The following is a 20,046-nucleotide window of genomic DNA, read 5'->3' as shown; positions in this document are numbered from 1 at the left end:
GGGAGCCAGTACTGGTTCATTTGGGGTGGCGGAAACGGACGCGTCCGGGGCAGAACGTGGGAGCGTGGGGACCAAGCACACCTATGAGAGGGAACCCTGATGCGGGACGCGTACCACGAGGAACTTGACTCGATCGGCGACGGTCTGGTGGAGATGGCCCGGCTGGTCGGGTCGGCGATCGGGCGCGCCACGACGGCCATCCTGGACGCCGACCTGAAGCTCGCGGAGAGCGTGATCGAGGCGGACCAGAAGGTCGACGAACTCCAGCACGACCTGGAGGCGCGCGCGATAGCCCTGCTCGCGCGCCAGCAGCCGGTGGCGACCGACCTGCGGATCGTCGTCACCTCGCTGCGGATGTCCGCCGACCTGGAACGCTCCGGCGACCTCGCGCAGCACGTGGCGAAGCTGGCCCGGCTGCGCTTCCCCGAGCGGGCGGTCCCGAACGACCTGCACGCCACGATCCTGGAGATGGGCCAGCTCGCGCAGCGCCTGATGGCGAAGGCGGCCGAGGTGATCATCACGAAGGACGTCGACCTCGCGCTGCAGCTGGAGCAGGACGACGACGAGATGGACCTGCTGCACCGCACGCTCTTCCAGCACCTGATCGACGAGCGCTGGAAGCACGGCATCGAGACCGCCGTGGACGTCACCCTGCTCGGCCGCTACTACGAGCGCTACGCCGACCACGCCGTGGCCGTCGCCAAGCGCGTGGTCTACCTGGTCACGGGCGAGCACGCGGACGACATCCAGTCGGTGACGGGCATCGAGGGCGCCTGACCCTCCGGGGGCGGCACAGGAGGACGAGACGGAAGCGGGGGCCGGCGTCTTCCTGCCCCCGCTGTCGCCTGCGGCGAGCGAACGAGGGAGGGACGGGAGTCCACGGCTGTGCCTGGGTGACTGCGAGGCTGCGGCTCGCGCACCAGGCTGGGGCGGGAAGTCCCCGGCTGCGGCTGGCGAATCAGGCGGGCGGCCGCGGGAATCCCCGACTGCACCTACACCTGCGCCTGCGCCACTCCAGCACCAGGCGGAAGCTCCCGGTGCGGCTGGGCCACTCCCCGGACCGTGCGCGAGTGCCCGGCTGTGGCTGGGCGGATCCGGGCCGGCGGGCATCCGGCTGTGACTGAGCACATCCGGGATGGCGCGGGAATCCTCGCTCAGGGCCCCCGGGCTTCTGGGCCTGCGGGGCCCTGGGCCTGCGGGGCCCTGGGCCCCCGGACTCTGGTGACCGCGCCTCCCGTGCCCGTCTCCGGCGGTGACCGCGGGCGGCGCCGTGGGCGCCCGGGCGCCTCTGTGCGCCGTTGATGCGCCCTGGGGAGCGGGCATGAAATAGGCGAGGGCATTCCTGCCCCAGCGTCTAGGAGGGACCGATGGCCGAATCCCCCAGCACCACGCCCGACCCCACGCAGGAGCGCGAGACCGACCAGCCCGCCGAGATCAGGAGCCTTCCGCTGTTCGGCGCGTGCGGCTGCGGCTCGGGCTGCGGCTGCGGGTGCCAGCAGGGCAACCCCTGCCAGTGCGGTTGACGAACACCTGACGAAACACCCGGCCGGTGTGAAGCCCCTTCACACCGGCCCTTTGCCTGCGCTAAAGCGCGCCCCAGCGCTGTCGTAAACGACGCACCGGGCCCTGACTACAGTGGAGACACCGGGACCGCCGGTTGGCGCTTCACAGGGAGGTGAAGCGTGTGCACCACAGCCACTGACGCTCACTCCCCCGGGTTTCGGCCCTGACGCACTGGACGCTGTCCTCGACCGGTGCGCGCGGGAGACCGGTGCCTACGCCAGCGCCCTCTACGTACTGTCCCCGGACGGGCGGGTACTGCGGCTCGCGGTACTGAGCGGGATCTCCGGACGGATCGCTGCTCCCTGGGCGCGAGTCCCGCTGCCGGCCGCGACCCCGGTGAGCGACGCGGTGCGGCAAGCGAGGCCTGGTGTGGATCGGCAGCCAGGAGGAGCTGGCGCGCCGCTACCCGCAGCTGGCACTTGTCCTGCCGCATCCCTTCACCATGGCCGCCGCCCCGATCAACACCGGTCCGCGGGCCTGCGGAGGCCAGGCCGGACGCTTCCCCTGGGAGGACGAAGCGGACGACTACTGCCGTACGAGTCAACCGCTGCTCTGGATCCCGAAGTCCGACACCACGGGACCGTGGTCGCGACTCGCGTGAAGACCAGTGGTGATGCCCTGGGCGTGTACGGCACCGAGGGCATCACCTTCTGAGCCGTAGGTCTACAGAGATCGGTCGGAGACGGTCATACAGGTCGCGCTTCGGACTCAAGGGGATGCGGCGGGGTGGGGCCGGTTGCTGTGGTTGCTGTATGCGGCTGCTGTACGGCAGGATCCTCGCCCGGCGGGATGGGCTAGCCAGGCACCCCTCAAGGGCCTTCACTGGCGAGGACCGTTCGAGATAGCCAGGTTGACGGCCCCGGCTTCCTGCCGCGCCGGGGGGCTACTTGGCGTGGTGGATCTGTGCAGTGGTGATGATCTGGCCGCCTCGGCCGTAGCGGTCGATACGTGTGGAGGTGTCCGGTGGCCGGGTGCCGTGGTCACCTGCGCCGGACGACGATCCGGGAGAGGCGGTCTATCCCATGGAACTCAGTGAGGCGCCTGGTCACACCGCCGCTGCCATGCTGGACGAAGTGCAGTAGATACAGGGCCACTGCGAAGGCGCCCCAGCCGCACGGGAAGAGCCAGGTGTCGGTGGTGTGGTCGCCGAACGTCAGCCTTTCGAAATAACCGAGCATCACGCACAGGCACATGGCTGCCACGGATGCGAATGCGCCGGCCTTCAGTTGCCGCTCCCAGCGCTGTCTCGGCCGTTGAGGCCGGTAGTAGGCAGCCAGAATGAGTACCAGCGCTGATCCGATCATGAAGTCGGAGAAGTCCCAGCTGCTCGATTCGTTGTTCACCGAGAAGACCGCCGCGAGTGCGGTGCCCATGAGCACCGCCTGATCGGTGGCGTGCGCGGGTGGCTCGTCACCGGGTTGTTCCTGGTGCGCGCTGTCTTGTCCGATGGCCTGAACCATGGCCAACCCCCCTGATGGTGCATCATGTCAATTCCAGTGTCGCTCCAAGGCCGCACGGCTCCGGTGGAGTTACCCCCAGATACGGTCTCTATCTCCTACCCGAGCACTACGGGCGAAGCCTGCATATTCCGGAGCACGGGTCATCATTCGGACGCCACACCGGAGGCCGGAGCGGCGGCTCCCGCCGACTCGTGAACGGATCTCCTGCGCGACTATGCACGCCGGGGCACGTGCGCTCCCGTCCTCCCGGTCGGTGGCGGTGCACTCGGGCAGCCGGTTCGCCTGGAGCAGATCAGGGCTGCCGATGGACCTCGTTGCACCCCACTGGCCGTAGCCACGCTGTCGGTGCCGTCGACCGGATTCGGCCCGTTGGGCACCGTCGGCGGGCGCCGGCGGGGCCCGCTATCGCTCGCGCGTCAGCGCACCGCGGTACTCCCTACCTCGCGGCTGGCCGATGCTCGTCCCCCTGACGAGGACAAGCACCACTCATCGGCTTGCCGCCATCTGAAAACCGGCTCTGACACGGGGTGTGCGACAAGCGACAAGACACGGCTGCCCTCCCTGGCCTCCCCGTTTTGCTACGGGCGGCTGAGTTGGTGTGATGGCCGTGAGGCGGGGTTTTGGTTGCTCACGCGGGGATCAGCTGCTTGACGACTGCCTCGGCCACCGCCCTGGCGCTGCCCGGATTCTGGCCCGTAATCAGGAGCCCGTCCTCGACGACATGCGGGGCGAACGGCTCGTCGGCCGTGCTGTAGTTGGCGCCAAGCTTCTTCAGCTCCTCTTGCAGGTTGTAGGGGACCGCTTGTGCCCTGTGCGCCAGTTCCTCTTCTGGCCAGGAGAACCCGGTGACCCTCTTGTTCTTGACCAGGGGTTCCCCGTTGCTCAGAGTCACGTTGAGCAGGCCGGTGGCGCCGTGGCAGACGGTCGACACGACTCGGCCGGTCTCGTAGAACCTGGCCATCAGGTCTTCCAACTCCTGGCTTTGCGGGAAGTCGAACATGACCCCATGGCCACCGGTGAGGTAGATGGCGTCGTAGTCCTCGCTGCTCACCTCTGAGATCTTCTTGGTGTCCTCAAGGAGGTCCATGAACTTCCTGTCCGCGTAGCGCTTTTCAGTGCCCAGCTCCGCCAGGACCTCGTGCGACAGGCTCTCCGGATCAATGGGAACCTTGCCGCCCGATGGGCTTGCGATGTCCATCGTGAATCCACGCTGCTCGGCGACGTCCCAGAAGTGGGTCAGCTCCCCGAGCCAGAGCCCCGTCCGCATGCCGGCCTTCTGATATTCGTCGACATTGGTGACGATGACCAGGATCTTGTTTGTGGTTGCAGCCATAATGACGCGCCTCCGATTGTCTCCCTCCCCTTCGACCGTAGGCCTGGGGGAGTCGGTGGGCACCTTCGGCGGGGCGCCGGCCGGGCCCGCTATCGCTCGCGCGTCAGCGCACCGCGACACTCCCTCCATGCGGCTGGCCGACCTTGTCGTCCTGGTAAGACAAGGGCCACTCGTCGGCTTGCCGCCGCCCGAAACCGGCTCTGCCCTGGGACGCGACAAGCGACAAGCGACAAGCCGCACGACAAGGGAGGCGACAAGCAATGCGGCAAGTACACCTCGCCACCGGGCGGAGTTGGGAGAGCTCCCGAGCGCGCCCCCCTCTCGGGAAGAGCAAGAAGGACCGCCCTTCGGGCGGGCGTTCTCGTACGCCCGCGTCATCTTCTCCAACGTCCGCGCAGTGCTCTCCGCCGCCGTGGAGGACGGATGCCTACGCCGGAACCCCTGCAACTCGCGCACGGTCACCCCGCCGGCCATGGGCACGCGCCGCGTCGTCCCCTGGGAGCCTGAGCGTGTCTTCGCCGTACGCGCCGCCATGGTCGAGCGCTTTCCGGCCCATGGTCGACGTGGGCGCCGGATGCGGCCTGCGGCGAGGCGAGATCCTGGGCCTCTCCGTCGATGACATCGACTTCGACAGCGGCACCCTGCACGTGGTGCAGCAACTCAGGCTGAGCCTGAGCAAGGCCGTCTTCGCGCCCCCGCAGGGGCGGCAAGCTGCGTGACGTGCCGCTGCCTGATCCCGTGGCGGAGGCGCTACAGGAGCACATCAAGCGGTTCCCGCCCGTGGAGATCAAGCTTCCGTGGATGCGAGCGAACGGCCAGCCGGTGACCCGGCGGCTCATCATCACGGGCCCCAACGGCGGGCACGTCTGGCGTACGTCCCTGAACGAAGACCACTGGAAGCCCGCGCTCACCAAGGCGGGCGTCATTCCCAAGGCCAAGAGCCGTGAGCACGCTGCCGCCCGCGAGCACGGCATGCACGCCCTGAGGCACTTCTACGCGTCCGTGCTCCTGGACGCCGGAGAGAGCATCAAGGCTCTCGCGGAGTACCTCGGGCATTCCGATCCGGGGCTGACACTCAAGGTGTACGCGCACCTCATGCCGAGCAGTCGGGACCGGGCCCGGAAGGCTCTCGGCAGGGCACTCCGGCCCCAAGATCACTCGGGCTGAGGTTCCAGGGAGGTTCCGGCGCACGAAAATGCCTCCCGCCCGCGCCGTCTGCGCAGGTGGGAGGCATGATCACGTAACCTACTTCTTCTTGCCCTGGTTCTTGACCGCCTCGATCGCGGCAGCGGCGGCTTCCGGGTCGAGGTAGGTGCCGCCGGGGGTGATCGGGCGGAAGTCCTCGTCCAGTTCGTAGGAGAGCGGGATGCCCGTCGGGATGTTGAGGCCCGCGATGTCGGCGTCGGAGATGCCGTCCAGGTGCTTGACCAGGGCGCGCAGCGAGTTGCCGTGGGCGGCGACCAGGACCGTGCGGCCGGCCAGGAGGTCGGGGACGATCCCGTCGTACCAGTAGGGGAGCATCCGGACGACGACGTCCTTCAGGCACTCCGTGTTCGGGCGCAGCTCCGGGGGGATGGTCGCGTAGCGCGCGTCGTGCGCCTGGGAGAACTCGGAGTCGTCCGCGAGCGGGGGCGGCGGGGTGTCGTAGGAGCGGCGCCAGAGCATGAACTGCTCCTCGCCGAACTCGGCCAGCGTGGCCGCCTTGTCCTTGCCCTGCAGGGCGCCGTAGTGCCGCTCGTTCAGGCGCCAGCTGCGGTGGACCGGGATCCAGTGGCGGTCCGCGGCCTCGAGGGCCAGCTGGGCCGTGCGGATCGCGCGCTTCTGGAGGGACGTGTGGACCACGTCGGGCAGGAGACCGGCGTCCTTCAGAAGCTCGCCACCGCGGACTGCCTCCTTCTCGCCCTTCTCGTTGAGGTTGACGTCCACCCAGCCGGTGAACAGGTTCTTCGCGTTCCACTCGCTCTCGCCGTGGCGGAGGAGGATCAGCTTGTACGGTGCGTCGGCCATGGGAAAGAGCGTAATCCACACGATCGGGGCACCGCCCGGCCCGGCCGATGGGTGGACGGTTGACGGCGTCTGTTAAACGAGTGGCCACCGGGAAGCCCGGCCAGTAAGGTGCGCTTACCGCTTGCGCTACTTACCGGGGGGTCTCCTGTCATGTCCGTCACCAGTCTCCGACATGCCGCCCGGGAGACCGTCTCCGGGCTACCCCGCGAGTTCTGGTGGCTGTGGACCAGCACCCTGGTCAACCGGCTCGGCGCCTTCGTGGCCACCTTCATGGCCCTCTACCTCACCCTCGACCGAGGTTATTCGGCCTCGTACGCCGGTCTCGTCGCCTCGCTGCACGGCCTCGGCGGGGTCGTCTCCTCGCTGGGCGGCGGGGTGATGGCCGACCGGCTGGGCAGGCGGCCGACCCTGCTCATCGCCCAGACCGCCACGGCCGCCTCCGTCGCCCTGCTCGGCTTCATGACCGATCCGGTCGCCATCGCCGCCGTCGCCTTCCTCGTCGGCATGGCCTCCAACGCCTCGCGGCCGGCGGTGCAGGCGATGATGGCGGACATCGTGCGGCCCGAGGACCGGGTGCGGGCGTTCTCGCTGAACTACTGGGCCATCAACCTCGGCTTCGCCGTCTCCTCCACGGCCGCGGGCTTCATCGCCGAGTTCAGTTACCTCGCCGGGTTCCTGATCGAGGCCGGGATGACCCTGGCCTGCGCGCTCGTCGTGTTCCTGAGGGTGCCCGAGTCCCGGCCCGCGGCCACGGGCGACGGGCGCGCGGAGGACGCCGTCAGCCTCGGGACCGTGCTGCGCGACGGGCGGTACATGGCCGTCGTCGGGCTGTCCTTCCTGGTGGCCCTGGTCTTCCAGCAGGGGTCCGTGGGACTGCCGGTGGCCATGGGGCGGGCGGGGTTCTCGCCCGCCGACTACGGCCTGGCCATCGCCGTCAACGGCGTCCTGATCGTCGCCCTCCAGATCCCGGTCACCCGGTTCATCGAACACCGCGACCCGCGCAGCCTGCTGGTGGCTTCCTCGCTCCTCGCCGGCTACGGCTTCGGGCTGACCGCGTTCGCCGGGTCGGTCGGCGTCTTCATGGTCACCGTCTGCGTGTGGACCCTGGCCGAGATCGTCAACGCGCCCACCCAGACCGGACTCGTCGTACGGCTCTCCCCGGTGCACGGGCGCGGGCGCTACCAGGGCGTGTACACGCTGTCCTGGTCCGTCGCCGCGCTGGTCGCCCCGCTGATGTCCGGCGCGGTCATCGACCGGTGGGGCGCGCGGTGGCTGTGGGCGATGTGCGCGGCGGTGGGGACGGTCGCGGGACTGGGATACGGGGTGCTCATGCGGGGGCTGCCGAAGGAGAGCGCGGCGGTGGCCGCCACGCCGGTGGAAGCCGAGGCCGAGGTCCGCACCGCCTGAGCGGGCGCCACGCCCGCGACGGCCGGGCCCCGGCGGTGGCCTCCCCCGCACACGCGACCGAGCCCCCTGCCCTTCGGCAGGGCAAGGGGCTCGGAGCGGCGATCAAGGCGATCGGAGCGCCCAAGGCACTCAGGCACTCAGGTCCTCGGCTCGCTCAAGTCGCTCGGGGCGCTCAGGTCGCTCAGAAGGAGACGTTGATCCCGACCTGGCGGTACTGGCCGAGGACGCTCAGCGCCTCGCCCGTGACGCCGTTGGCCTGGGACAGCAGCTCGGTGCTGTTGACGCTGGTGGCGCCGAGGCTGATGTTCGCCTCGGGGCTCAGGCCGCCGGAGACGGTGTCGAGCTCGGCGTCGGAGATCTCGGCGGTCTGCACCTGGGGAGCGGAGTTCATGGGGAAACTGCCCTTCGCATGGATGGTCCACAAGGGGGGAGCGGCCCCCGCTGGGGACAGACGACGGGCCGCGGCCGCGGGCAGGCGTCAGCCTTTTCAGGACACCTTGGCGCGAACCCGGCGGCGCCAGCGATCAAACCACGGAGCGCTCCCGGCAGCCAGTCAACCGACGCTCACACCCGGTCCATTGGCGCCACCAGGTGACTCATCCGTGCGTAACCGGTCACGGGTTGACGGGGTTTCCTCCACAGACTCCGCCACACAGACACCCCACAGCTCTTGCCATCGCCGCCCCGACCGGGACAACTCAGGACCAACCGAACCCACCCGCCCCCCAGTTGCGCACGGCCTGTGCAGATTCGGTTCACGGACGCCCCGGCCCGGCGGCCGCCTTCGTTCCGCTCGACGAACACCGTGGAGCGCGTCGAGTCGACATGGCCGCAAGAGGTGGCGGCCGTCACACTCGGCCCGTGTCACATCTCGGCGGTCCCCCTCGTCAGAGGTGTGCAGTCATCGACGACCACACAGGAGCCGATCATGGAAGCGCGTCTGAACCTCTTCGCCAACCCGCTCGCCGGCAAGGCGGTCAAGCACCTGAACGCCATCGGCCTGGTGGTCGCGGAGTCCGGCCTGCCCGCCGCCACGCAGGAGCTGGTGAAGATCCGGGCCAGCCAGATCAACGGCTGTGGCTTCTGCACCGACATGCACACCAAGGACGCGGCCGCCGCCGGTGAGACCGCGCAGCGGCTGAACCTGGTCGCGGCCTGGCGCGAGGCCAAGGTCTTCTCGGAGGCCGAGCGGGCCGCGCTGGAGCTGGTGGAGGAGGGCACCCGGATCGCCGACGCGGCCGGCGGCGTCCCGGACGAGGTGTGGGCGAACGCCGCCAAGCACTACGACGAGAACCAGCTGTTCGGCCTGATGACGCTGATCGCCCTCATCAACGCCTACAACCGTCTCAACGTCATCGTCCGGATGCCCGCCGGGGACTACCAGCCGGACCAGTTCCAGCAGTAGCCGGCCATGGTTTCCGAGGTGCGGGGGCGCCGACGCCTCACGGGTGCATCCGCGCCCCCCTCAGCACCTTGTCCACCCCGCTCCGCGGGCCGTACACCGCCAGCCCCACCAGGTCCAGCTCCGCCGTGGGTACGGCGCGCACGGCCGCGCGGTTGTCACGGTCGTTGCCCGTCGTGAACAGGTCCGCGGTGAAGACCGCGTGCGGCAGGGCCCGGCTCAGCGCCTTCGTGTGGGCCGCCGTCAAAGTCTCCTTCGTGCCTTCGAAGACCAGCACCGGCTGGCGGAACATGGGCAGGTAGCCGACCCCGTCCGCGTCCTCGTAGTCCTCGCCGATCACCTCGGGGAGCCGGCTGCCCAGGCCGCTGACCAGGAACGCCGTCACGTTCAGGCGCTGCCAGGGTTCCAGGTCCTCGCGGAGCAGTACGGCGATCTTCGTGTCGAAGCGGATCGGTTCGGCGGCCAGGGTGTCCACGTTGTTCATGCAGTGAGACTGCCGGGCGAGCGGACACCGGGTCTTGTACGTTCTTTGCGTGGCCGCAGCTCAGCCGGAAGTCTCCGCCTGGCGCCCGCGCGTCCCGGGCGTCGTGGAGGTCTTCCACGCCCGCTTCACGGAGTACGCCTACCCGATGCACGTCCACGACGTGTGGACGCTGCTCATCGTGGACGACGGGGCCGTACGGTACGACCTGGACCGGCACGAGCACGGCACGCCGCTCGGCACCGTGACGCTGCTGCCGCCGCACGTCCCGCACAACGGCTCCCCCGCCACCCCGCACGGCTTCCGCAAGCGGGTCCTGTACCTCGACACCAGCCGGCTCGGCGCCGACCTCATCGGGCCGGCCGTCGACGGCCCCGATCTCGCCGATCCGCTGTTGCGGCGGCGCGTCGGGCAGTTGCACTCCGCCCTCGCCCGGCCCGGTGACGAACTGGAGGCGGAGAGCCGGCTGACCCTCGTCGGGGAGCGGTTGCGGGACCATCTGCGGGGCCGGGAGGCGACGGCGGCGCACCGGGCCGATCCGCTGCTCGCCCGGCGGCTGCGCGAACTCCTCGACGCGCGGGTCGTCGACGGAGTGCCGCTGGAAGAGGCCGCGCGGCTGCTGCACGCCCATCCCGCCCATCTGGTACGGGCGTTCAGCGGGGCGTACGGCATCGCCCCGCACCAGTACCTCATGTCACGGCGGGTCGGGCGGGCCCGGCGGTTGCTGCTGGACGGGCTCGCACCGGGCGAGGTCGCGGCGGCCACCGGATTCTGTGACCAGGCCCATCTCACCCGGCACTTCAAGAAGCTGGTCGGAACCACCCCCGGCCGCTACCGCCTCAGCACGCGCGAAGCGTCGTAGGGCCGACGCGAGGTTCAGTGAGCAGGGCGCGCGAGTCTTCGGGGCGCTGGTCTGCCGGGGTGCGCTGGGCCTGTGGTAGTGCGCGGGGTCTGTGGCGGTGTGCTGGGCCTGCGGGGCGGGGGGTTGCTTTCGCGGGGCAGCGCCCGGGCGCGGGCGCGCGGGGCTGCCGGGGGCGCGCTGGGCCTGCGGGGCAGGGGGTCGCTTCGCAGGGCAGCGCCCGGGCGCGGGCGCGCGGGGCTGCCGAGGGCGTGCTGGGCCTGCGGGGCCGGGGGTCGCGCGGGGCGGCGCGGCAGCGCCCGGGCGCCGGTGGGCGGGACTGCCGAGGGGGCGCTGGGCCGGTGGGGCAGGGGGTCGCTTCGCAGGGCAGCGCCCGGGCGCGGGCGCGCGGGGCTGCCGAGGGCGTGCTGGGCCTGCGGGGCCGGGGGTCGCTTCGCGGGGCGGCGGGGCAGCGCCCGGGCGCCGGTGGGCGGGACTGCCGAGGGGGCGCTGGGCCTGCGGGGCAGGGCGGTCGCTTCGCGGGGCGGTGGGGCAGCGTCCGGGCGTCACGCCGCGAGGTGAGGGGGGCGGCCCGCCGGGCGTGGCAGGTTGCTTGGCGAGGGGAAAAAATGGGCCCGCGCCAGGGTTGGTCAGTCCGCCGGGTGCGGCGAGGTGTCCTCGGGGCGGTCGATGAGGTGTCGGAAGGCGTCCAGGTTGCGTGTGGACTCGCCGCGCGAGACCCGCCAGGCGTACTCCTTGCGGATCGAGGAGGCGAAGCCCAGCTCCAGGAGGGTGTTGAAGGCGCCGTCGGCCGCTTCCAGGACCTGGCCGAGGAGGCGGTCGATCTCGTCCGGGGTGACGGAGGCGAGCGGCAGGCGGGCGGTGACGTAGACGTCGCCGAGGCGGTCGACGGCGTAACTCACGCCGTACAGCTTGAGGTTGCGCTCCAGCAGCCAGCGGTGGACGCCCGCCTCGTTCTCGTCGGGGTGGCGGACGACGAAGGCGTTCAGGGAGAGGGAGTGGCGGCCGACGAGGAAGGAGACGGTGGTGGAGAGCTTGCGGGTGCCGGGGAGTTTGACCACGTAGTTCCCGGGCTCGGGGCTCTCCCACTCCAGTTCGGCGTCCTTGAGGACGTCCTCCAGGACCTGCCCGGCCGCCTTTTCCGCCTTCTGCGCGCCACCCGCGACTTCACCCATGGGGCGAGCGTACGCGACGGCGGTGGGACTGGGTCGCGGCCGTGTAGACGTCGGCGGTGGCGGCGGCCGCCGTGTCCCAGCCGAAGGACTGCGCGTGCCGGGCGGCGGCGCGGCCCATGGTGCCGGCGAGGGCGGGCTCGTCGGCGAACCGGCCCAGCACGCGCGCGTAGTCGGCGGGGTCGTGGCCCTGGACCAGGAAGCCGGTCTCGCCGTCGCGCACCGCCACCGGCAGCCCGCCGACCGCGGCGGCCAGCACGGGGGTGCCGGCGGCCTGTGCCTCGATGGCCACCAGGCCGAAGGACTCGCTGTACGACGGCATGACCAGCAGGGACGCGGCCCGGAACCAGTCCGCGAGCTGTTCCTGGCCGACCGGCGGGCGGAACCGTACGACGTCCGCGATGCCGAGCCGTGCCGCGAGCTTCTGCAGCCCCTCCGGCTTGGCGAGCCCGCTGCCGCTCGGGCCGCCGACGACCGGCACGAGGATGCGCGAGCGCAGCTCCGGGCGCTCCTCGAGCAGGACTGCGACGGCGCGCAGCAGCACGTCCGGGGCCTTCAGGGGCTGTATGCGGCCCGCGAAGAGCGGGATCAGGGCGTCCTGCGGCAGGCCCAGGCGCAATCGGGCGGCGGCACGGCCGTCGGCGGGGCGGAAGCGGTCCAGGTTCACGCCGGGGTGGACGACGGCGACCTTGGCGTGGTCGGCGTCGTAGTGCCGCACCAGCTCGTCGGCCTCCTCCGCCGTGTTGGCGATGAGGCGGTCGGCGGCGGCCACGATCTGCGTCTCGCCGATGACGCGGGCGGGGGGCTCTGGGGTGTCGCCGTCGGCCAGGTTGGCGTTCTTGACCTTGGCCATGGTGTGCATGGCGTGCACGAGGGGCACGCCCCAGCGCTGGGCGGCGAGCCAGCCGACGTGGCCGGAGAGCCAGTAGTGGGAGTGGACGAGGTCGTAGTAGCCGGGGCGGTGCCCGGCCCAGGCCTGCATCACGCCGTGCGTGAAGGCGCACAGCTGGGCGGGCAGGTCCTCCTTGTTGAGGCCTTCGTACGGGCCCGCGTCGACGTGCCGGACGAGGACGCCGGGGGCGAGCTGGACGGCGGGGTCGAGGCCGCCGGAGGTGGCGCGGGTGAAGATCTCGACCTCGATGCCCTGTGCGGCGAGCCGCTGGGCCAGTTCCACGATGTAGACGTTCATGCCGCCGGCGTCGCCGGTGCCGGGCTGGTGGAGCGGGGACGTGTGCACGGAGAGCATGGCGACCCGGCGCGGCCTGCGGTGCAGTCGGAGCCGGGGGGCGGCCGCGGGGGAGCGGCGCCCGAGCCTGCTGACGTACTGGCTCACGTGGAGTTCCTCCTCGGCTGCGGGCATGCCAGGCGGAGGACCGCCGAGCCCTCCACGGGGGTGCAACAGCGGCCGGGGGGCCGCCATTTCCCGAACAGACCGCTTTACCCAATCATGACCTTGGAGCGGTCAACCGTCCGGGTCCGCTCCGAGTCCCCGGACAGCGCGCCCCCACTCCTCGCCGGCACCCCGTAAAACGGGGTTCGACCTGCGGCAATACAACCTTTGACAGCGCCTCGTGCCATCCGTGCGTCCACTGCCGCGGCCGCGTTCCGCGTAGCCGCCGCCCAGCCCGCGTTCGCCTGCGACATCAGCGCCTCCTCCGCCGCGCCCGCCTGCGACAGCGCCGGCGAGCCCGTCGTCCGGGTCACCGACAAGGACGCGTCCGGGACTCCGGCCACGCTCCCCCTGAAGCTGGAGCCGAGCATGCCCGGCGGGGAGCGGAACATCGACCGGGGGACGGTCGAGCACGCGAGCGCGCAGGGCGCCGGGGAGACGTTCGTGATCCATGCCAAGGCGGGCGACAACGCTGATCGCCGGCGCGGCGGCGGCCCTACTCGCCGCGAGCACCGGCGTCCTCGCGGCGCGCCGTAGGCCGGCAGGACGCTCCGGCTGACCCCCGGGACTCCCCTCCGGCCGATCCGGCGCGCCGCCCCGCCGTCAGGGGGCCGGTTGGGGCCGCTGGGGTGGGCGCCGCCCCGAGCCCCTCCCACGACCCGCCCCCACCCGCCCGCGACCGCTCCGGGCGGGCCGGCGCCGTCGGGGGCCCGCTTACCCTCGTAGGCATGACAGCCCGCGCAGCGACCCTCCCGCACTCTCGGCTTCCCTCCGGCGGCGGGACCCGCATCGTGGGAACGGTGACGCGCGGGACGACCAATCCGAATCGGCTGCGCCGTATGGACCGGTGGATCGCCGCCACGCACGGCGGCGAGCTGCGCCGGGCCGTGGAGCCGCTGGCGGTCGACCTGGGTTACGGCGCCGCGCCCTGGACCGCCGTCGAACTGCTCGGCCGGCTGCGGACGGCGGCGCCACGCACGCGTGTGGTCGGCGTCGAGATCGAACCGGAGCGGGTCGCGGCCGCCAAGCCGTACGAGCGCGACGGCCTCGTCTTCCGGCACGGCGGGTTCGAGATCCCCGTCCCGGGGCGCCCGGTCCTCGTCCGGGCCGCCAATGTGCTGCGCCAGTACGACGAGGACCGGGTGGCCGCCGTCTGGGAGCGGCTGTGCGCGCGGCTCGCCCCGGCGGGGGCCTGTTCGAGCGGCGGGCTGCTGGTCGAGGGGACGTGTGACGAGATCGGGCGGCGGCACGTGTGGGTGGCGCTCGGGCCCGAGGGGCCGAGGACGGTGACGTTCGCCACCCGGCTGGGCTCACTGGAGCGGCCGTCCGACCTCGCCGAGCGGCTGCCGAAGGCGCTCATCCACCGCAACGTCCCCGGCGAGCCGGTGCACGCGTTCCTGCGCGACTTCGACCGCGCCTGGGCCGCCGCCGCGCCCTACGCCTCCTACGGCGCCCGACAGCGCTGGCTGCGCGCGGTACGGGACCTGACGGCCGACTGGCCGGTGACGGACACCCCGGCGCGCTGGCGGCAGGGCGAAGTGACGGTCGCGTGGGGGGCGTTGGCGCCGCGCCGCTGACGTACGGGCCAGGGCCGCCGGACGGGAAGGGGGAGCCGGAGCCGGACCGCGGGAGCCGCAGGGGAACGATCTCCCCGCGTCGTTCGTCACATCGGCGGGAGATCGTCGTAGGGGGCGAGTGCGGGGACGGGTGCGGGGGATTGCTTCCTGTGGCGTTTCCATGCGCCTGTCACTGCCTCTGTCGTTTCGCGCCATCACGTGGCACGATCCCCCAGGCACCGTAAGTTACTGACGGTAAATCAGTTTGGGGGAGCGTGTGATGGGCTGGGGCAAGCACGGCATCCTGGCGGCCGCCGTGACCGTGGTCTGCGCGGTGACCGCGCTGTCGGCATCCGGCACGGCCTTCGCCGCTCCGGCGCCCACGCCGAGCGCGTCCCCGACGCCCTCCCCCACCCCCTCGCCGACTCCCGCGCCCGGCAAGGACCTTGAGAAGGTCCGCGAGAAGCTCGACCAGCTCTACCACGACGCGGCCGTCGCCACCGACGCCTACAACGCGGCCGAGGAGAAGACCAAGCAGCAGTCCGCCGAGATCGTCGCGCTGGCCAAGAAGATCGACGAGGGACAGCGCAGGCTCGACCGGCTCAAGGACCAGGCGGGCGCGGCGGCCCGCGAGCAGTACCGCACCGGGGGCATCCCGCCCACCGCCCAGTTCCTGCTCAGCGACGACCCGGGCCAGGTGCTGGACGGCGCCGGGCTGGTGCTCCAGGGCCAGCGCGCGACGAAGAGCCTCATCGGCGAACTGACCGGCATCCAGCGGGACTTGCGGGACTACGCCGACGACGCCGCCGCCCAGTGGAAGAAGCTGGACGCCGAGCGCACGGCCAAGGCGGCGGCCAAGAAGAAGATCGAGCAGCAGATCTCCGCCGCCAAGAAGCTGGAGTCCGAGCTGGCGAAGAGGGACCAGGAGCGGCTCAGGCAACTGGAGGACCAGGCCGCGCTGAAGGCACAGACCTCCTGGCTGGACACCGGCATCCTCAAGGAGATCAACGGCAAGGCCACCGAGCAGGGCAAGAAGGCCGTCGCGTTCGCCACCGCCCAGCTCGGCAAGCCGTACGTGTGGGGCGCCGAGGGCCCCGACTCCTTCGACTGCTCGGGCCTGACCTCCCAGGCCTGGGCGGCGGCCGGCCGCCCCATCCCGCGCACCTCGCAGGAGCAGTGGCAGCAGCTCAAGCACGTCGACATCAAGGACATGCGGCCCGGCGACCTCATCATCTACTTCGACGACGCCAGCCACGTCGCCCTCTACATCGGCGACGGCGCGATCATCCAGGCCCCGCGCCCGGGCCGGAACGTGACCGTCGCGGGCGCCGGCTCGATGCCGATCCTGGGCGTCGTACGGCCCGACGCGTAGGCCTCCGGCGGCCGCGCGGGCGGTGTGGCGTCGCCGGGCTCGGCGCTCGTGCGTCGGGTGCCGGTCCGGCGTGGTCGCTCGCGCAGTTCCCGCGCCCCGTCAGGGAGTCCGCGTGACCCACGTCATGTGACGCCCCGCATGTGACGCACGGCACCCCCTCCCCGCCCGAACCCGCGGGGACGTGAGCTTCGTCATCCCGGAAGCCGCGTCACGGTGTCCAACTGTCGTACGGAACGCGGCATATGACAGCGGCCTGCGCGGGAGCGACGCGGCTCACACCATTCCGTCCAGGTGGGCAATGCCGCTATGGTCACCCGTCGGTGGCCTTGAAGACCCTCGATGCCGCCGTGCCCTCGGGGGGAGGGAAGGAACCCAAGACGATGCCCGTACCCGTACCGCGGCAGAGAGCGATCCCGGCCGTGGAGAGTGGTCAGGCTGAGGCCGCCGTCTCCGCAGTCGGCGGCCCCCTCAAGGAAGAGGCCCACCGCGACGCCACGCCCACGAGCGGCACCGGCGCCACTCTCACACTGCTGCTGATCGAGGACGATCCGGCAGGCTCGCCGATCGTGCCCGAGTTGCTGGACCCGGCCGGCAAGCCGATCCGCGTGCGCACCGCCCGTAACCTCACGGAGGCCGAGCGGCTGCTCACCGACGACGTCCACTGCATCCTGCTGGACCTCGCGCTGCCCGCGCCGGGCGGCAGCGCGGACGACGAGCTGGCCGTGCTCAAGCACGTGCTCCGGCTCGCGCCCCGGCACGCCGTGCTCGCGCTGACCGCCTCCGCGGACGCCGAGCGCGGCGCCGAGGCCGTGCGCGTGGGCGCCCAGGACTATCTCTTCCGGGACGAGCTGGACGGCCGGCTGCTGAGCCGCGCCATCCGGTACGCGGTCGAGCGCAAGCGCTCCGACACCGCCGAGCGGCGCCTCGCGGAGGGCCGGCTGCGCGCGCAGGAGAACCGCCGGCTGGAGCGCGGCCTGCTGCCCACGCCCCTGCTGGACGGCTCCGAGCTGCGCTTCGCCGCCCGCTACCGCCCCGGCCGCTCCCGGGCGCTGCTCGGCGGTGACTTCTACGACGCCGTCCGCACGCCCGACGGCACCGTGCACGCCATGATCGGTGACGTCTGCGGCCACGGCCCGGACGAGGCCGCGCTCGGCGTGGAGCTGCGCATCGCCTGGCGGGCGCTGACGCTGGCCGGGCTGTGCGGGGACGAGCTGCTGGGCACGCTGCAGCAGGTGCTGGAGCACGAACGCGCCGACGAGGAGATCTTCGCGACGCTGTGCACGGTCGACATAGCGCCCGACGGCCGCAGCGCGGGCCTGTGCCTGGCCGGACACCCGGCGCCGCTGCTCGCCCGTCCCGGGCGGGAGGCGCGACTGCTGCCGTACGACAACAACGGCCCCGCGCTCGGGCTGCTGCCGGGGGCTCGGTGGCCGCGGATGCAGGTGCAGTTGGGGGCCGAGTGGAGCCTGATGCTCTACACCGACGGGCTGATCGAGGGGCGCATCGGCGACGGCGGGGAGCGGCTGGGCCAGGACGGGATGGTGGAGATGATCCGCCGGCAGCTCTCGGCAGGGCTGCGGGGCGAGGCGCTGCTGCGGGCCGCGGTCACCGAGGTCCGCGAGCTGAACGGCGGCGAGCTGACCGACGACGTGGCCGTCGTGCTGCTGGACCGGGCGTCATAGCCGGAGCGTCACAGGCGGGGCGTCACAGGCGGTGTGGGCCGCCCCGGGGCGCGCCGGTCGGCGGCGGGACGGTGCCCGCGGTGCCGACGGCGGTCAACGGCCGCCGTTCCAGGGCCCGTACGGACCGTCGCTGCTGCTTCCGCGGCCGCGGCGGCGGAAGCCTCGTCCGCCTCCGACCTGCTGGAGCGCGGGCCGTACGTCCACGAAGAAGACGATCGTGGCGACCAGGCCCGCGAGCTGGAGGAACAGCCACGGAACGAACAGGTTCACCGCGACCGCGAGGCCGAGGATGATCAGCCAGAAGCCCTTGTTGTTCTTGTTCGCGGCGCGGTAGGCGTCCTCGCGGTAGATCGCGGCCATCACGAACGCCACGATGGCGAGGGCCAGCATGGCGGTGAAGATCAGCCACATCACTCCGCCGATTGCCGTCGTCAGCACAGTACCCACCACCCAAGTCACGTCGTCCGTACAGCCACCGTACCCATACAACGGGCCGGACACCCCGAAGGTGCCCGGCCCGTTGCCGACTCGTCGCCCGTGCTCACTTCGCGGGCGGGGTGGTCTTCTTCGCGGGGGTGGTCCTGCGCGGGGCCGGAGCCTTCTTGGCGGCCGGCTTCTTCTCGGCGTCGGCGTCGGCGTCAGCGGGCTTCGGCTCCTCCTCCTCGGCCCCGGCCGGCTCGGGCTTGCCCTCGACGGCGATCGCGAGTTCCTCGATGTCCTCGGCGGCCTCGCCGCGCCAGGTCTTCACGGCCTGCTCGCCGTGCTCGGCGACCTTCTCGTAGGTCTCCCGGGCCTTGACGGCGTACTCGGCGGCGACGCCGACGCCGCGCAGGGCGAGGTCCTGCGCCTGCTCGCCGAGCTTCTTGAGGTCGACGTCGAGCGTGCCGAGGAAATCGTTGACCTTGGTCTGGATCGTCTCCTGCGCCTCCTTGGCGCGGGCGGCGGCCCTCTCCTGCACGGCCTTCGGGTCGGTGTTGCGCACGGCCTCGATGCGGGCCGGGGCCTCGGAGCGCAGCTGCTCGACCAGGGCGGGCACCTTCCGGGCCTGCTGGAGGGCGAGGTCGGCGGTGCCGGCGGCGAAGTAGAGCGGAGTCGGGTCGCTGAGGGTCTTGCGCAGGTCGTCGCTGATGGCCATGGTGATCTGGTCCTCCCGGATTCGCGTTCGGCTGAGGTTGGTGTGGTCCGCGGTGCGGCGGCCGGTGCCCTGGTCCGGTTACCCGGCCGTCCGCCGCGGACCCGTGTCGGCATCGCCGCCGCCGGCCGCACCCGGGCCGCCGGCGCCGCCGGTGTCGTGGTCCGCACCGCCCGCGCCGTCCTCGCCCGCGAGGGGCTCGCCGACCCCGAATCCGTTCTCCTTGCGGAAGGACTCGTAGATCTGGAGCAGCACCTGCTTCTGCCGCTCGTTGAGCGAGGGATCGGCGAGGATGACCGCCCGGGTCTCCACCTCGTCCAGGTCCCGCTCGGCGTCGAGGATGCCGGCGCGGACGTACAGCGTCTCGGCGGAGATGCGCAGGGCCTTGGCGACCTGCTGGAGCACCTCCGCGCTCGGCTTGCGCAGCCCGCGCTCGATCTGACTCAGGTACGGATTGGACACCCCGGCGGCGTCGGCGAGTTGCCGCAGCGACAGCTGGGCGTTCCGCCGCTGTTCGCGCAAGTACTCACCGAGATTGCCGACGTTCAGCGATGCCATGCCTCCACCTTGCCCCACCTTCGCTAACAATTGCAAGCACCCCGCTTGCAAAAGTGTGTCGCCTGCGGTTGCCCGCCGTTTCCCCGGTAGCGGGCCGAGGGGCGGTTCGGTGCGGGCGCCCCCGGGTTCGACTCGGCGGTCAGGACGGCTGGACCTGGTCGAAGAGGGCGAGGGCTTCGGCGGGGTCGGGGCTCACGAGGCGTTCCAGACCGGCCGTCGTGATCTTCGCCCACGTACCGGCCCGTGCCCACATCCGTTCCTCGAAGGCGCGGACGGCCTCGTCCAGGTCTCCAGGGCCCGGGGCGGCGGCGATGGCCTCGGCGAGTTCGGCGCCTTCCAGCATCGCGAGGTTCGCGCCCGCCCCCAGTGGGGGCATCAGGTGGGCGGCGTCACCCAGGAGCGTCACCCCGGGGACGTGGGTCCAGGTGTGGGACACGGGCAGGCCGTGGAGGGGGCGGTGGACGAAAGAGGTGCCGTGGCGGAGGAGGTCGAGGACGGAAGCGGCCCAGCCGTCGAACAGGGCGAGCAGGCTCGCTCGCACGGCGTCGGCGTCGGCCGGGTCCAGGTGTGCGTGCCAGTCCAGTGGGGCGCGGAACTGGGCGTACACCTTGACGTGGCCGCCGCTGTTGCGTTGGGCGACGAGGTTCCGGTTCACGCCGTACACGGCCACGG

At 71.7% G+C, this 20,046-nt stretch carries 21 protein-coding genes and 1 pseudogene; 11 read left to right on the top strand and 11 right to left on the bottom strand.

Features of this window, described 5'->3' with window-relative positions; all coding sequences use genetic code 11:
• The first annotated feature begins 99 nt into the window (after positions 1-99).
• The 3 genes from phoU (at position 100) to ACZ60X_RS27440 (ending at position 2,164) form a co-directional block, all read left to right on the top strand.
• Positions 100-777, top strand: a complete 678-nt coding sequence (phoU, locus tag ACZ60X_RS27450) for a phosphate signaling complex protein PhoU (RefSeq protein WP_469603730.1) — start codon at positions 100-102, stop codon at positions 775-777.
• 590 nt (positions 778-1,367) lie between these two features.
• Positions 1,368-1,523, top strand: a complete 156-nt coding sequence (locus ACZ60X_RS27445; RefSeq protein WP_469603729.1) for a hypothetical protein — start codon at positions 1,368-1,370, stop codon at positions 1,521-1,523.
• Between the two features lie 407 nt (positions 1,524-1,930).
• On the top strand, positions 1,931-2,164 hold the full coding sequence (locus ACZ60X_RS27440) for a hypothetical protein (protein ID WP_469603726.1): 234 nt from the start codon (positions 1,931-1,933) through the stop codon (positions 2,162-2,164).
• Positions 2,165-2,543: 379 nt separating this feature from the next.
• On the opposite strand, the gene ACZ60X_RS27435 is transcribed toward ACZ60X_RS27440, so the two are convergent.
• The gene (locus ACZ60X_RS27435; protein WP_469603723.1) at positions 2,544-3,023 is read right to left on the bottom strand and encodes a hypothetical protein; all 480 of its coding nucleotides are present in this window, start codon (positions 3,021-3,023) and stop codon (positions 2,544-2,546) included.
• Between the two features lie 628 nt (positions 3,024-3,651).
• Positions 3,652-4,356: a type 1 glutamine amidotransferase domain-containing protein gene (locus ACZ60X_RS27430; RefSeq protein WP_469603720.1), complete on the bottom strand. Its 705-nt coding sequence runs from the start codon at positions 4,354-4,356 to the stop codon at positions 3,652-3,654.
• Positions 4,357-4,717: 361 nt separating this feature from the next.
• Here ACZ60X_RS27430 and ACZ60X_RS27425 point away from each other — a divergent pair.
• Positions 4,718-5,523, top strand: a pseudogene (locus ACZ60X_RS27425) (tyrosine-type recombinase/integrase); the annotation flags it as partial.
• Positions 5,524-5,601: 78 nt separating this feature from the next.
• Here the strand turns inward: ACZ60X_RS27425 and ACZ60X_RS27420 are convergent.
• On the bottom strand, positions 5,602-6,363 hold the full coding sequence (locus ACZ60X_RS27420) for a phosphoglyceromutase (RefSeq protein WP_469603718.1): 762 nt from the start codon (positions 6,361-6,363) through the stop codon (positions 5,602-5,604).
• A 150-nt stretch (positions 6,364-6,513) separates the two neighbouring features.
• Here ACZ60X_RS27420 and ACZ60X_RS27415 point away from each other — a divergent pair, with 150 nt between their 5' ends.
• Entirely contained in the window at positions 6,514-7,770 is a 1,257-nt protein-coding gene (locus tag ACZ60X_RS27415) for an MDR family MFS transporter (RefSeq protein WP_469603716.1), read from the top strand.
• Positions 7,771-7,951: 181 nt separating this feature from the next.
• Here the strand turns inward: ACZ60X_RS27415 and ACZ60X_RS27410 are convergent, their stop codons facing one another.
• Positions 7,952-8,161, bottom strand: coding sequence for a hypothetical protein (locus tag ACZ60X_RS27410; protein ID WP_469603713.1), 210 nt, complete (start codon positions 8,159-8,161; stop codon positions 7,952-7,954).
• Positions 8,162-8,698: 537 nt separating this feature from the next.
• On the opposite strand from ACZ60X_RS27410, the gene ACZ60X_RS27405 reads away from it, so the two are divergent.
• On the top strand, positions 8,699-9,175 hold the full coding sequence (locus tag ACZ60X_RS27405) for a carboxymuconolactone decarboxylase family protein (RefSeq protein ID WP_469603710.1): 477 nt from the start codon (positions 8,699-8,701) through the stop codon (positions 9,173-9,175).
• A 37-nt stretch (positions 9,176-9,212) separates the two neighbouring features.
• Here the strand turns inward: ACZ60X_RS27405 and ACZ60X_RS27400 are convergent, their stop codons facing one another.
• Complete coding sequence (locus tag ACZ60X_RS27400; protein WP_469603707.1) at positions 9,213-9,656, bottom strand: DUF2000 family protein; 444 nt, start codon at positions 9,654-9,656, stop codon at positions 9,213-9,215.
• Positions 9,657-9,705: 49 nt separating this feature from the next.
• On the opposite strand from ACZ60X_RS27400, the gene ACZ60X_RS27395 reads away from it, so the two are divergent.
• Positions 9,706-10,515, top strand: a complete 810-nt coding sequence (locus tag ACZ60X_RS27395) for a helix-turn-helix transcriptional regulator (protein ID WP_469603704.1) — start codon at positions 9,706-9,708, stop codon at positions 10,513-10,515.
• A 626-nt stretch (positions 10,516-11,141) separates the two neighbouring features.
• Here the strand turns inward: ACZ60X_RS27395 and ACZ60X_RS27390 are convergent.
• Together ACZ60X_RS27390 and mshA are read right to left on the bottom strand one after the other, a co-directional pair.
• The gene (locus tag ACZ60X_RS27390) at positions 11,142-11,687 is read right to left on the bottom strand and encodes a type III secretion system chaperone family protein (protein WP_469603700.1); all 546 of its coding nucleotides are present in this window, start codon (positions 11,685-11,687) and stop codon (positions 11,142-11,144) included.
• Entirely contained in the window at positions 11,680-13,017 is a 1,338-nt protein-coding gene (mshA, locus tag ACZ60X_RS27385; RefSeq protein WP_469603698.1) for a D-inositol-3-phosphate glycosyltransferase, read from the bottom strand. Before mshA ends, ACZ60X_RS27390 begins: the two co-directional genes overlap by 8 nt.
• A 225-nt stretch (positions 13,018-13,242) precedes the next feature.
• Here mshA and ACZ60X_RS27380 point away from each other — a divergent pair, with 225 nt between their 5' ends.
• From ACZ60X_RS27380 to ACZ60X_RS27365, 4 genes are all read left to right on the top strand, one after another.
• Entirely contained in the window at positions 13,243-13,611 is a 369-nt protein-coding gene (locus ACZ60X_RS27380; protein WP_469603695.1) for a hypothetical protein, read from the top strand.
• A 191-nt stretch (positions 13,612-13,802) separates the two neighbouring features.
• On the top strand, positions 13,803-14,651 hold the full coding sequence (locus ACZ60X_RS27375) for a class I SAM-dependent methyltransferase (RefSeq protein ID WP_469603692.1): 849 nt from the start codon (positions 13,803-13,805) through the stop codon (positions 14,649-14,651).
• Between the two features lie 259 nt (positions 14,652-14,910).
• Entirely contained in the window at positions 14,911-16,002 is a 1,092-nt protein-coding gene (locus ACZ60X_RS27370) for a C40 family peptidase (RefSeq protein ID WP_469604326.1), read from the top strand.
• Positions 16,003-16,382: 380 nt separating this feature from the next.
• Positions 16,383-17,684: a PP2C family protein-serine/threonine phosphatase gene (locus tag ACZ60X_RS27365; RefSeq protein WP_469603688.1), complete on the top strand. Its 1,302-nt coding sequence runs from the start codon at positions 16,383-16,385 to the stop codon at positions 17,682-17,684.
• 93 nt (positions 17,685-17,777) lie between these two features.
• On the opposite strand, the gene ACZ60X_RS27360 is transcribed toward ACZ60X_RS27365, so the two are convergent.
• The 4 genes from ACZ60X_RS27360 to ACZ60X_RS27345 form a co-directional block, all read right to left on the bottom strand.
• Entirely contained in the window at positions 17,778-18,095 is a 318-nt protein-coding gene (locus ACZ60X_RS27360; RefSeq protein ID WP_469604323.1) for a DUF2516 family protein, read from the bottom strand.
• A gap of 130 nt (positions 18,096-18,225) precedes the next feature.
• Positions 18,226-18,819, bottom strand: a complete 594-nt coding sequence (locus tag ACZ60X_RS27355; protein ID WP_469603685.1) for a hypothetical protein — start codon at positions 18,817-18,819, stop codon at positions 18,226-18,228.
• Positions 18,820-18,897: 78 nt separating this feature from the next.
• The gene (locus ACZ60X_RS27350; RefSeq protein WP_469603681.1) at positions 18,898-19,374 is read right to left on the bottom strand and encodes a helix-turn-helix domain-containing protein; all 477 of its coding nucleotides are present in this window, start codon (positions 19,372-19,374) and stop codon (positions 18,898-18,900) included.
• Between the two features lie 139 nt (positions 19,375-19,513).
• The coding region (locus ACZ60X_RS27345; RefSeq protein ID WP_469603678.1) for an FAD-dependent oxidoreductase at positions 19,514-20,046 on the bottom strand (533 nt) is incomplete at its 5' end.

This window comes from Streptomyces sp. NPDC104106 (assembly GCF_055584345.1).
The sequence above is the reverse complement of the archived record's forward strand: the minus strand, read 5'-3'. Positions and strand labels throughout refer to the sequence as shown.